This is a genomic window from Mycobacterium sp. IDR2000157661 (assembly GCF_022317005.1).
Lineage (GTDB): Bacteria > Actinomycetota > Actinomycetes > Mycobacteriales > Mycobacteriaceae > Mycobacterium.
This window is the reverse complement of record NZ_CP081006.1, coordinates 543,064-555,441: the sequence shown is the minus strand read 5'-3', so window position 1 is coordinate 555,441 and position 12,378 is coordinate 543,064. Positions and strand designations below refer to the sequence as shown.

Annotated in this window: 13 protein-coding genes; 9 read left to right on the top strand and 4 right to left on the bottom strand. The window is 69.0% G+C overall.

Annotated features, from left to right (window positions below):
* The first annotated feature begins 83 nt into the window (after positions 1-83).
* Entirely contained in the window at positions 84-1,001 is a 918-nt protein-coding gene (locus K3G64_RS03540; protein WP_238889033.1) for an alpha/beta fold hydrolase, read from the top strand.
* A 23-nt stretch (positions 1,002-1,024) separates the two neighbouring features.
* On the opposite strand, the gene thpD is transcribed toward K3G64_RS03540, so the two are convergent.
* Genes thpD through ectA form a run of 4 tightly spaced genes read right to left on the bottom strand, consistent with a single transcriptional unit; the run spans position 1,025 to position 4,106 of the window.
* On the bottom strand, positions 1,025-1,915 hold the full coding sequence (gene thpD / locus K3G64_RS03535) for an ectoine hydroxylase (RefSeq protein ID WP_238889031.1): 891 nt from the start codon (positions 1,913-1,915) through the stop codon (positions 1,025-1,027).
* 5 nt (positions 1,916-1,920) lie between these two features.
* Entirely contained in the window at positions 1,921-2,313 is a 393-nt protein-coding gene (locus K3G64_RS03530; RefSeq protein WP_238889029.1) for an ectoine synthase, read from the bottom strand.
* A 22-nt stretch (positions 2,314-2,335) separates the two neighbouring features.
* Positions 2,336-3,625, bottom strand: a complete 1,290-nt coding sequence (ectB, locus tag K3G64_RS03525) for a diaminobutyrate--2-oxoglutarate transaminase (protein ID WP_238889027.1) — start codon at positions 3,623-3,625, stop codon at positions 2,336-2,338.
* Between the two features lie 22 nt (positions 3,626-3,647).
* Complete coding sequence (ectA, locus tag K3G64_RS03520; protein WP_238889025.1) at positions 3,648-4,106, bottom strand: diaminobutyrate acetyltransferase; 459 nt, start codon at positions 4,104-4,106, stop codon at positions 3,648-3,650.
* A 460-nt stretch (positions 4,107-4,566) separates the two neighbouring features.
* Between ectA and K3G64_RS03515 the strand changes: the two genes are divergently transcribed.
* The 8 genes from K3G64_RS03515 to tsaD are packed head-to-tail and all read left to right on the top strand — an operon-like array spanning position 4,567 to position 12,321.
* On the top strand, positions 4,567-6,000 hold the full coding sequence (locus tag K3G64_RS03515) for an NAD(P)H-hydrate dehydratase (RefSeq protein ID WP_238889023.1): 1,434 nt from the start codon (positions 4,567-4,569) through the stop codon (positions 5,998-6,000).
* Positions 6,001-6,014: 14 nt separating this feature from the next.
* Positions 6,015-7,418, top strand: coding sequence for a glutamate decarboxylase (locus tag K3G64_RS03510; RefSeq protein WP_238889021.1), 1,404 nt, complete (start codon positions 6,015-6,017; stop codon positions 7,416-7,418).
* A 22-nt stretch (positions 7,419-7,440) separates the two neighbouring features.
* Entirely contained in the window at positions 7,441-8,628 is a 1,188-nt protein-coding gene (gene alr, locus K3G64_RS03505; protein ID WP_370647160.1) for an alanine racemase, read from the top strand.
* Positions 8,625-9,746, top strand: a complete 1,122-nt coding sequence (locus K3G64_RS03500; RefSeq protein ID WP_238889017.1) for an alpha/beta fold hydrolase — start codon at positions 8,625-8,627, stop codon at positions 9,744-9,746. The genes alr and K3G64_RS03500 overlap by 4 nt, the downstream gene beginning before the upstream one ends.
* Positions 9,739-10,218 carry a tRNA (adenosine(37)-N6)-threonylcarbamoyltransferase complex ATPase subunit type 1 TsaE gene (gene tsaE / locus K3G64_RS03495; RefSeq protein ID WP_238889015.1) on the top strand — a complete coding sequence of 160 codons (480 nt, stop codon included), beginning with the start codon at positions 9,739-9,741 and terminating at the stop codon, positions 10,216-10,218. The genes K3G64_RS03500 and tsaE overlap by 8 nt, the downstream gene beginning before the upstream one ends.
* Positions 10,215-10,820: a tRNA (adenosine(37)-N6)-threonylcarbamoyltransferase complex dimerization subunit type 1 TsaB gene (gene tsaB / locus K3G64_RS03490; RefSeq protein ID WP_238889012.1), complete on the top strand. Its 606-nt coding sequence runs from the start codon at positions 10,215-10,217 to the stop codon at positions 10,818-10,820. Before tsaE ends, tsaB begins: the two co-directional genes overlap by 4 nt.
* A complete protein-coding gene (gene rimI / locus K3G64_RS03485; protein ID WP_238889010.1) occupies positions 10,817-11,293 on the top strand; it encodes a ribosomal protein S18-alanine N-acetyltransferase in 477 nt (158 codons plus the stop codon). Before tsaB ends, rimI begins: the two co-directional genes overlap by 4 nt.
* The gene (gene tsaD, locus K3G64_RS03480) at positions 11,290-12,321 is read left to right on the top strand and encodes a tRNA (adenosine(37)-N6)-threonylcarbamoyltransferase complex transferase subunit TsaD (protein WP_238889008.1); all 1,032 of its coding nucleotides are present in this window, start codon (positions 11,290-11,292) and stop codon (positions 12,319-12,321) included. Before rimI ends, tsaD begins: the two co-directional genes overlap by 4 nt.
* Positions 12,322-12,378: the final 57 nt, after the last annotated feature.

The following is a 12,378-nucleotide window of genomic DNA, read 5'->3' as shown; positions in this document are numbered from 1 at the left end:
CCGATACCGTGCGGTTGAGCCGAGGCAGAAGTCGGCAGGAAAAGGGGCCCAAAGTCCCTCGTGGCCACCCGGCACCGCCGACGATGACGCCAAGACCTCAGGAGGACGACATCGGTCTGGGCGTCGGACACTTCCGCAGCGAAGCGGCTCGCAGCAGATTCCTGGACCGCTATCGATCCGCTGTCGCCGCGCTGCCGGTGCACAGCGACTCCCGCGACGTGACTACACGTTTCGGCACGGTGCGCACCTACCGCTTCGACGGTCCCGCCGGTCGACCGGTCGTCCTGCTGCCGGGCCGAAACGCATCAACACCGATATGGGCGCCCAACCTGCCCAGCCTGATGAGTCACCGCACCTTCTACGCCGTCGACCTGCTGGGTGAGCCCGGCCTGTCGGTGCAGCGGCGGCCCGTGTGCGACGCCGACGACCAGGCGCGCTGGTTAGACGACCTGCTCGGCGGCCTGGGCCTGTCGTCTCCGCACCTGATGGGGGTGTCGTTCGGCGGGTGGGCCGCCGCCAACTACGCCGTGCGTCGGCCTGACCGGACCGCGTCGCTGGTGCTGGTGGATCCCGTGATGACGTTCGCGCCCATCCCGATCCGCACAATGCTCGCCGTCGCGCCGATGACGATCCCCGGTGTCCCGGAGGCCTACCGCCGCCGGGTGCTGCGCTGGCTGTCGGGCGGTGCGGAAATCGACTATGCCGACCCGATCGTCGCGCTCATCGCCGCAGGCACCGCCGACTTCGAGTCACGTCAGCCACTGCCCGAGCGCTTCACCGCCAACCAGCTGCGCGCGCTCGATGTGCCGGTGCTCGCGCTGCTGGCCGGTCGCAGCGTGATCCACGACGCCACCCGTGCCGCCGTGACGGCGCGAAACTTCCTGCGTCACAGTCAGATCGAGCTCTGGCCCGAGGCCTCGCACGCAATCAACGGCGAGTACCCCGCGCAGATCGCCGAGACGGCGGGCGCCTTTTGGGCAGACGTCGACCGGCGCACATGAGGCCGCGAGCACCCGGCGTTTCGTCAGCTGACGTAACGCGGCGCGGCGACCTTTCGCGCCGCGAGGTACTCAGGGCGGGGCCGGGCGGCGGCGAACGGCTCGGTGAGCGCATTCTCCACGGAGTTGAACACGAGGAAGATGTTCGATCGTGGGAACGGCGTGATGTTCGAACCCGAGCCGTGCATGAGGTTGGCGTCGAACCACAGCGCGGTGCCTGCCGGCCCGGTGAACTGGTCGATGCCACACCGCTCCGCGGCCTGGGTCAGCACTGCTCGATCCGGAACACCGATGTCCTGGCGCACCAGCGAGGTGTTGTGGTGGTTGTCGGGAGTCGCGCCGACGCACGGGTAGAAGGTGCGGTGCGAACCGGGCATCACCATCAGCGACCCGTTGTAGGAGAAGTTGTCGGTCAGCGCGACGGAACACGACACCGCTCGGATGGCGGGCATGCCGTCCTCGGCGTGCCAGGTCTCGAAATCGGAGTGCCAGTAGAACCCGCTGCCGGTGAATCCCGGCATGAAGTTGATCCGGGCCTGGTGGATGTAGACGTCGCTGCCCAGCAGTTGGCGCGCGATCGGCAGCACGGTGTCGAGTTCGATGACCTGCGCGACGAGGTCGGACAGGACGTGCGGCTCGAACACCGATCGGACGCTGCCGTTGGGCTCGCGGATGACGCGTGGATCGGACTCGTCGGCGTCGTTGCCCAACTGATCCAGTTCACGGCGCAGGGCGGGCAGCCAGTCGTCGCCGACGGTGTTGTAGCGCTTCAGGTAGCCCTGCTCGCCGAAGCCGATCAGCGAGGCCGGGTCCAGCGGGCCGTGTGCCTCACCTCCCCAGACGGTGGGCTCGAGCCGCGGAATCGGCGCGATCGGGTGCTGCAGCCGGGTGGGGTAGTTGTCGTCGGTGCGGTGCATGACGATCACGCCGCCGGCTGCGGCGGCGGGTACGCGCCGGTCTCGTCGTGGACTTCCTGCCCGGTCACCGGCGGGTTGAACACACAGAACATCCGCAGCTGTTCATGACAGACGATGCGGTGCGGCTCGTGCCCGTCGAGCAGGTACATGGTGCCCGCCGACAAGCGATGCTGCTCACCGGTTTCCAGGTTGGTGAGCGCGCCGGTGCCTTCGACCACCCAGACCGCCTCCACGTGGTACTGGTAGTGGAACTCGCAGATCGAGTCCGCGTTGATGGTTGTCTCGTGGAACGAGAAACCGACACCGTCGCCGGCCAGCACGATGCGCTTGGAGCGCCATGAGCCGTCGGATACGTCGCGCTCGGTCCCGGTGATCTCCTCCGTGGTGCGCACAATCAAGAGAAACTCCTTCCCGTCGCGCCTAATCGGTTGCCGCAGCAACCGACTCGGACAGAATGTCAAGGCCGGCATTGAGATCGGTGTGCGAGGTCGTCAGCGGTGGCAGGAGTTTGACCACTTCGTCCTGCGGCCCGCTGGTCTCCATCAGCACACCACGGTCGAACGCCGCCTTGCAAACCGCGCCGGCGCGGTCGGCGTCCTCGAACTTCAAGCCCTGCGCCATTCCGCGGCCCCGCGCCGAGACGCCGTCGTGGCCGGCGGCGATGCGCTCGAGCCGGTCGCGGATGAGCTCACCCTTGTCGCGGGTGCTCCGGGCGAGTACGGCACTGCTCCAGTAGACCTCGAGCGCCTTGGTGGCGGTCACGAAGGCGGGGTTGTGTCCACGGAACGTGCCGTTGTGTTCCCCCGGCGCCCAGACGTCGAGCTCCGAGCGGAAAAGGGTCAGCGCCATGGGCAGTCCGTAGCCGCTGATGGATTTGGACAGCGTCACGATGTCGGGCACGATGTCCGCCGCCTCGAAGCTGAAGAAGGGTCCGGTGCGACCGCACCCCATCTGCACGTCGTCGACGATGAGAAGGATCTCGCGATGGCGGCACAACTCGGCGAGCGCTTGCAGCCACTCGATGCGCGCGACGTTCAGTCCGCCCTCGCCCTGCACGGTCTCCACGATCACGGCCGCGGGACGGTTCAACCCGCTACCCGAGTCGTCGAGGACCCGCTCGAACCAGTGGAAGTCCTCGGTCACACCGCCGAAGTAGTTGTCGTAGGGCATCGGTGTGGCGTGTACGAGGGGGATGCCCGCGCCCGCCCGCTTCATCGAGTTCCCGGTCACCGAAAGCGATCCCAGCGTCATGCCGTGGAAAGCGTTGGTGAAGCTGATGATCGACTCGCGACCGGTCACCTTACGGGCCAACTTCAACGCCGATTCGACGGCATTGGTGCCGGTGGGGCCGGGGAACTGCACCTTGTAGTCCAGGTCACGGGGCTCGAGCACCAGTCGGCGGAACGTCTCGAGGAAGTCCCGCTTGGCGGTGGTAGCCATGTCCAGCGAATGCACGATTCCGTCCGAGGCGAGGTAGTCCAGGAGAGCCTGCTTGAGGGCAGGGTTGTTGTGTCCGTAGTTGATCGCGCCCGCGCCGGCGAAGAAGTCCAGGTAGCGCCGTCCCGCGGTGTCGGTGAGCCATGAGCCTTGCGCGGTCTGCATCATCGTGGGCCAGCCGCGGCAGTAGCTGCGCACCTCCGACTCCACCTCGTCGAAAACGGCGGGAAGCTCGGAATGCTTGGCGAGGATGTCGGTTTCCAGCAGTGACATTGCGTCTCCGTATCTGTGTCGGTTAAAGAGGGTTCACAACGGGGCCGATCCGCAGGACCGGCTCGTCTTCGTGGTTGCTGTCCGGGTCCAGAAGCTCGGCGCCGAAGCGCGGGTGCTCGGTCAGTGGCACTCCGTGCCGCTCGGCGAAGCTCGTGAAGAACCGTCGCGATTGCCGGTTGCTCGGCGTGACGGTGGCCTCGACGGTCACCGGATGTCCCCGTCGGTCGCTGCGGACCCTGGCGACGAGGCCGTCCAGCATGGCCGCGGCCACTCCGCGTCCCTGAGCGGCGGGCCCTACGGCCACCTGCCAGACGAACAGGACCTCTGGTCGGGTCGGCGGATGGTAGCCGGTGATGAAGCCGCACAGCTCACCGTCGTCGTCAGCGACGATCGAGGTGCCTGCGAAGTCGGTCGCCCATAACAGGTAGGCATACGTCGAGTTGACGTCGAGGACTTCCGTGGCCTCGGCCAGCTGTCGCATCGCGATGGCGTCGGAGGCCGTGGGCGGCCTGAGCCGCGACCGCCAGTCCCGGCGCGGGGATGGTTCGCGGGCCGGGGCCGGGGAAGCGACCTGCCCGAAGCCCTTATGAAATACGCACATACCAATTAGCTGATCTCAGCCGATTCATTCACCAAATCCACTACGTCACGTCATCGGTCGCCCGACCTAAACACAGTGCCGTGGCGCCGCTCAACAAGGTCGGTGCGGCGCAGATCCGGCCGCAACCCCCGCAATAGAGGCGCTGACCAGGGCAAACGGCGATCCTCATGATCACGGCGACGCGGGAGGCACTGTTATCGGATCGTGACCTATCGCCGCCAGCGGGTGGTCGAGGTCACTGTCAACCGATTTTGCTCGCCGCGACGAGCACCGACCCGCTGCACGGTGCATTCCCGCGTCGGCGACCGAAAAGGGCGGTCGGCATGGAATCCTGATCTCGATGCGGCACTACTACACCGCCGACCAGATCCGCGAGGCCGAAGCGCCGTTGTTGGCGAGCCTGCCGGACGGCGTTCTGATGCGCCGAGCCGCCAACGGACTGGCCGTTGCGATCGCTCACGAACTCGTGATGCGCGCCGGTGGCGTCGCCGGAAGCCGCGTGTGCGCCGTGGTCGGCTCGGGGGACAACGGTGGTGACGCGCTGTGGGCGGCGACCTTGCTGCGCCGTCGAGGGGCCGCGGCCGCCGCCGTACTCCTCAATCCCGAGAAGGCGCACGGCGCGGCGCTGGCCGCGTTTCGACGGGCTGGCGGCAGGGTCGTCGAATCCGTCCCGCCGACAACGGATCTGGTGATCGACGGCGTCGTCGGCATCTCCGGGTCCGGGCCGCTGCGGCCCAACGCCGCCGCGGTGTTCGCCACCGTCGCCGACGCGGGGGTCCCCGTGGTGGCGGTCGACATCCCGAGCGGCCTCGATGTGCAGACCGGCGCGGCGGCCGACCCGCACGTGCGGGCCGCGATGACCGTCACGTTCGGCGGCCTCAAACCCGTTCACGCGCTCGGCGAATGCGGGCGAGTGAGGTTGGTCGACATCGGACTGACCCTGCCGCCCTCGGACGTCGTCGGTCTCGACGCACGCGACGCCGCCGCACTGTGGCCCACACCGGGGCCGAAGGACGACAAATACACCCAGGGCGTCACCGGCATCATCGCCGGATCCGATACCTACCCCGGCGCAGCCGTGCTGTGCACAGGCGCGGCGGTGGCGGCGACGTCGGGCATGGTTCGGTACGCGGGAAGCGCCGCGCAGCAGGTGCTTTCGCGCTGGCCGGAGGTGATCGCCGCACCCACCCCGAGCGCTTCGGGCCGCGTACAGGCGTGGGCGGTCGGCCCGGGCACAGGCACCGACGAAGCGGGGGCCGTGGCGTTGTGGTTCGCCCTGGAAAGTGGACTTCCGGTGATCGTCGACGCCGACGGGCTGACGATCCTGGCCGCCCACCCGGACATCGTTGTCAACCGCGCCGCGCCCACCGTGCTGACACCCCATGCCGGCGAATTCGCGCGCCTCGCCGGTGCGCCGCCTGGCGAGGATCGGGTGGCCGCCACCCGCGCGCTGGCCGACCGCCTGGGCGTCACCGTGCTGCTCAAGGGCAATGTCACGGTCATCGCCGAGCCTTTCGGCAGGGTGTACCTGAGCCCGGCGGGCCAATCATGGGCCGCCACAGCGGGTTCCGGAGACGTGCTGTCGGGGATCATCGGATCGCTGCTGGCCGCGGGCCTGGCTCCCGGCGACGCGGCGGCCGCAGCGGCATTCGTGCATGCTCGTGCGGCCAACCTGTCGGCCGCCGATCCGGGGCCTCACCGCGCGCCGACGTCGGCGTCAGGCATCCTCGCGCACCTTCGCGGCGCGATCGCCAGTTTGGAATTCAGTTCGTAGCCGAGAGGATTGTCATGTCGCATACGCGCCCGCACGCGCCGCAGGTCGCCCCCGCCTACACCGGACGGTTCGCGATGGCGCCGGTCCCGTCGTTGCGCCTGCCCGACGACGCGATGGACCCGGAGGCCGCGTACCGGTTCATTCACGACGAACTCATGCTCGATGGGAGTTCGCGGCTGAACCTGGCCACCTTCGTCACGACGTGGATGGACCCGCAGGCCGAGAAGCTGATGGCCGAGACGTTCGACAAGAACATGATCGACAAGGACGAGTACCCGGCGACCGCTGCGATCGAGCAGCGCTGCGTGTGTATGGTGGCCGACCTGTTCCACGCCGAAGACCTGCGTGACGACGACCCCAACAGTGCGGTGGGGGTGTCGACCATCGGTTCCAGCGAGGCCGTCATGCTGGCGGGTCTGGCGATGAAGTGGCGCTGGCGGGAGAAGGTGGGCGAGGACTGGAAGGGCCGAACACCCAACCTGGTGATGGGATCGAACGTGCAGGTGGTGTGGGAGAAGTTCTGCCGGTACTTCGACGTCGAACCGCGCTACCTGCCGATGGCCGACGACCGCTACGTCATCACCCCCGAGCAGGTTCTGGATGCCGTCGACGAGGACACCATCGGCGTGGTGGCCATCCTGGGCACCACCTACACCGGTGAACTGGAGCCGATCGCCGAGATCTGCGCGGCGCTGGACAAGGTGGCCGCCGGTGGGGGCGACGGCACCAAGACCGGGGGCGTCGACATCCCCGTGCACGTCGACGCGGCCAGCGGCGGCTTCGTGGTGCCCTTCCTGCACCCCGACCTGGAGTGGGACTTCCGGCTGCCACGCGTGGTGTCGATCAACGTCAGCGGACACAAGTACGGGCTTACCTACCCGGGCATCGGCTTCGTGGTGTGGCGCAGTCCCGAGTACCTGCCCGAGGACCTCGTGTTCCGGGTCAATTACCTGGGCGGCGACATGCCGACGTTCACGCTGAACTTCTCGCGGCCCGGCAACCAGGTGGTGGGTCAGTACTACAACTTCCTTCGCCTCGGCCGGGGCGGGTATGCGCAGGTGATGCAGTCGCTTTCGCAGACCGCGCGATGGCTCGGCGATCAGCTCAGCGAGAGCAGACATTTCGTGGTGGTGGCCGATGGCTCGGCCATCCCCGTGGTCAGCTTCAAGCTGGCGGGTGATTTCGGTTACACCGAGTTCGACGTGTCGCAGGCGCTGCGGTCCTACGGCTGGCAGGTGCCGGCCTACACCATGCCCGAGGGTGCGACCGACGTCACGATGCTGCGCGTCGTCGTCCGGGAGGGCTTCTCCGCCGACCTGGCCAGGTCGCTCTACGACGACCTGGCGACCGTGTTGGCGCACCTCGACGAACTCAAGCCGCAGGGCCACTTCGACCACGAGCAGCCCTTCGCGCACTAGCCTCGGACCCGCGTCTGGGACAATCGGCCGTGGTGAGGAGACCATGCACACGACCGAACTGACCACCCCGGTGACGACCGCAGCCCCGCAGGCGGTCGTCGACCTCGACGCCATCGCCCACAACGTGCGGTTGCTGCGCGAGCGCGCAGGCAGCGCGCAGGTGATGGTCGTGGTCAAGGCCGACGGCTACGGTCACGGCGCCGTCGAGGTGGGGCGAGTCGCGCTGGCCGCGGGGGCGGCCGAGCTGGGCGTCGCGACGATCGACGAGGCGCTGGCACTGCGCCGAGCCGGCCTCACGGCTCCGGTGCTGGCCTGGTTGCACCCGCCGGGCGTCGACTTCGGCCCCGCGGTGACCGCCGGCGTGCAACTCGCGGTGTCCTCGGTGCGCCAGCTTTCCGACGTGCTCGACGCTGTCGAGCGGACCGGTCACCCGGCGACGCTGTCCATCAAGGTCGACACCGGGCTGAACCGCAACGGCGTCAGCCCGGCCGACTTCGCGGTGTTGCTCGCCGAGACCCAGCGTGCCCAGGCGGCCGAGGCCATCCGCCTGCGCGGCCTCATGTCGCACCTCGTCCACGGGGACGATCCCGACCACCCGCTCAACAGCGTTCAGGCGCAACGGCTCACAGAGATGCGCGACCAGGCCGCCGGGCAGGGCGTGCGGTTCGAGATCGTGCACCTGAGCAACTCGCCCGCCGCGATGACCCGACCCGACCTGGCATTCGACCTCGTCCGCCCGGGGATCGCCGTCTACGGGCAGACCCCGATCCCGCAGCGCGGTGACATGGGGTTGCGTCCCGCGATGACCGTGAAATCCCCTGTCGCACTGGTGCGTAAGGTGCGCGCCGGCGACGGCGTCTCCTACGGGCACACCTGGATCGCCGACCGCGACACCACACTGGCGCTGCTACCCGTCGGATACGCCGACGGCATCTTCCGCGGGTTGAGCAACCGCATCGAGGTGCTCATCAACGGCCGCCTGCACCGCAATGTGGGGCGGATCTGCATGGACCAGTTGGTGGTCGACGTCGGCCCCGACAGCGACGTTGCCGAGGGTGACGACGCGATCTTGTTCGGGCCCGGCGCCCATGGCGAACCCACTGCGCAGACCTGGGCCGACCTGCTGGGCACCATCAACTACGAGATCGTCACCAGCCCGCGCGGCCGCATCGTCCGGACCTATGCCCGATCGACAGGTGGAACCCGTTGAGCGACAGCGAGATCCAGCTACCGCGTGACCGTGGGGCGGGCGCACGCTGGCTGGCCGGGGCGGCGGGACTGAGCGCTGTCGGGTCCGCTGCGGGGCTGTCCGCCGCGCGCTCTCTGCGTCGCCGCGTCAGCAGCGACGACCCCTATGAGGGCGAAGACTTCGAGTTGCTCGACGTCGACCGCAGCTCGGTGGTCACCACGTTGGACGGGGTGTCGTTGGCGGTTCGCGAGGTCGGCCCGCAGGACGCGCCGCTGACCGTCGTGTTCGCACACGGGTTCTGCCTGCGCATGGGCGCCTTCCACTTCCAGCGTGCCCGGCTCACCGAACAGTGGGGCGACCAGGTCCGGATGGTGTTCTACGACCAGCGTGGGCACGGCCAGTCGGCGGAGGCGCCGCCGGAGAGCTACACCGTCACCCAGCTCGGACAGGACCTCGAGTCCGTGCTGGCGGTGACGGCGCCACGGGGCCCGGTGGTGCTCGTCGGTCATTCGATGGGCGGGATGACCGTGCTCTCGCACGCGCGCCAGTTCCCGCACCGCTACCCGACGCGCGTCGTGGGGGCCGCGATCATCGCCTCGGCGGCCGAAGGGGTGTCACGCTCCCCGCTCGGCGAGATCCTGAAGAACCCGGCGCTGGAAGCGGTGCAGTTCGCGGTGCGGTACGCCCCGAAGGCCGTGCACCGCACCCGCGGAGCCGCCAAAGCGGTGATCGCGCCGATCCTGCGGGCGGCATCGTACGGCGACGACAAGATCAGCCCCAGCGTGGTGGCCTTCTCCGAGCAGATGATGCACGAGACACCGATCGCCACGCTGGTCGAATTCCTGCATGCGCTCGAGGTGCACGACGAGTCCGACGGACTGGTGACGCTGGCGAAGGTGCCGACCCTCGTGGCGTGCGGCGACCGCGACCTGCTCACCTCGATGGACTACTCCCAGGCCATCGCGGCCGCGCTCCCGAAGGCCGAGCTGCTGATCGTCGGCGGCGCAGGCCACCTGGTTCAGCTCGAGCAGCCCGAAGTCATCAACGACGCCCTGGTGCGGCTGGTTGAGCGTGCGACACCGTCCAAGCTCGTAAGGCTCACCCGCCGCGTGCGCGAACGGGTCCGCAACTATGGGTGACCGCGCCTCGGGCACGGCCGAACTCGTCACCGCCGAAGACACGATCGCGTTGGGTGTCCGGCTCGGTGAGCAGCTCCTGCCGGGTGACGTCGTCGTGTTGTCCGGACCGCTCGGCGCCGGAAAAACCGTGCTGGCCAAGGGGATCGCGAAGGCGATGGACGTGGACGGCCCGGTGATCTCGCCGACCTTCGTACTAACGCGGGTGCACCGCGCGCGCCGACCCGGCACTCCGGCGATGATCCACGTGGACCTGTACCGGCTGCTCGACTGGGGTTCGGCCGAGGGTTCGGTCGACCTGCTGGCCGAACTGGACTCGCTGGATCTCGACACCGATCTCGATGACGCCGTCGTGGTCGTCGAGTGGGGCGAGGGCCTGGCCGAGAGACTTTCCGACCGCCACCTCGATGTCCGGCTCGAACGGGCCCGCGACACCGAGATCCGCACGGCGGTCTGGGAGTGGAGCGAGCCGTGACCCGCACGCACGGTGCAGGAGACACGATCGTGCTCGCGATCGACACCGCAACGCCCGCGGTCACCGCGGGCGTGGTCGTGCTCGACGGGCTCCAGGTACTGGCCGAACGCGTCACGGTCGATGCCAGGGCGCATGCCGAACAACTCACACCCAATGCGGTCGGCGCGCTCGCCGACGCCGGGATCAGCGTGAGCGAGCTCGGTGCGGTGGTGGTCGGATGCGGGCCCGGCCCGTTCACCGGCCTGCGGGTCGGCATGGCGAGCGCCGCCGCCTACGGGCATGCGCTCGGTCTGCCGGTCCACGGCGTGTGCAGCCTCGACGCGATCGGCGTCGAGACCGTCGGAGAGGCACTGGTGGTGACCGACGCCCGCCGCCGGGAGGTGTACTGGGCGCGCTACCGCGACGGTGTGCGCACCGCCGGGCCTGCCGTCGACTCACCCGCCGAGGTGCCGGGCGCCGAGGATGCGCTGGCCCGGCCGCCGGTGTACCCGAGGGTGGTTGGCCTGGTGCGAGCCGTGCCGGACTGGACGGCCGAACCGGCGCCGTTGATTCCGCTCTACCTGCGGCGCCCCGACGCCAGACCCGCGGTGGTGAAGCGGTGAGCATCGCGTACGGACCCCTGGGGCCCTTCGATGCCGCGCGGTGTGCGGAGCTGGAGGCACAGTTGTTCGACGGCGACGACCCTTGGCCCGAGCGGGCGTTCCTCGCCGAGCTCAAGGCCGAACACATCCGATACGTCGCGGCCCGCGACGGTGACAAGCTCGTCGGCTACGCCGGAATCGCCCGGTTGGGCCGAAAGACGCCCTATGAGTACGAGATTCACACCATCGGGGTCGATCCCGCCTATCACCGGCAGGGCATCGGCAAGCGGATGCTGACCGATCTGCTCGAGCACGCCGAGGGTGGCACCGTCTTCCTCGAGGTGCGCACCGACAACGTGCCCGCCATCTCGCTGTACGAAAGCCTCGGCTTCGTCAACGTCGGCCTGCGCAAGCGCTACTACCGGGCCAGCGGCGCCGACGCGTATACGATGAGGCGAGACCCACCGAGCCCTGCGAGACAACAGACACCGTGATCATCCTGGCCATCGAGAGCTCGTGTGACGAAACCGGTGTCGGCATCGCGGAACTGGGCGCCGACGGGTCGGTCCGTCTGCTCGCCGACGAGGTGGCCTCCAGCGTCGACGAGCACGCCCGGTTCGGCGGCGTCGTCCCCGAGATCGCCTCGCGCGCACACTTGGAGGCGCTGGGCCCGACCATGCGGCGCGCGCTGACGACCGCGGGCATCGCGAGGCCCGACGTCGTCGCGGCGACGATCGGGCCCGGTCTGGCGGGTGCGCTGCTGGTCGGCGTCGCCGCGGCCAAGGCCTACGCGGCGGCCTGGCAGGTGCCGTTCTACGCCGTCAACCACCTCGGCGGGCATCTGGCCGCCGACGTCTACGACCACGGCCCGTTGCCGGAGAGCATCGGCCTGCTGGTGTCGGGCGGGCACACCAACCTGCTGCACGTGCGATCGCTGGGCGAGCCGATCATCGAACTGGGCAGCACCGTCGACGACGCGGCGGGGGAGGCGTACGACAAGGTGGCCCGGCTGCTGGGGCTCGGCTATCCAGGCGGCAAGGTGCTCGACGACCTGGCTCGTGAGGGTGACCGCGAGGCGATCGTGTTTCCACGAGGCATGACCGGCCCGCGCGACGAGCCCTATGCCTTCAGCTTCTCCGGTCTGAAGACGGCGGTCGCGCGCTACGTGGAGAAACGGGCGAGTCATCCCGACTACAACCGGGCCGACGTGGCGGCCGGCTTCCAGGAGGCGGTTGCCGGCGTGCTGACGCGCAAAGCGGTGCGGGCGTGCGAGCAACTGGACGTCGACACGCTGCTGATCGCCGGAGGGGTCGCGGCCAACTCGCGGCTGCGGGAACTGGCCGCGCAACGGTGTGCGGACCAGGGGTTGACGCTGCGGATTCCGCGTCCGCGGCTGTGCACCGACAACGGTGCGATGATCGCGTCGTTCGCCGCGCACCTGATCGCCGCGGGCGCCGGACCGTCGCCGCTGGACGCCGCCAGCGATCCGGGATTGCCGGTGGTTCGCGGACAGGTCGCCTGACCCGCACAACCCCAGCCTTGAGTGCTAGCACTCTCGTGTATAGAGTGCTAGGTGGCA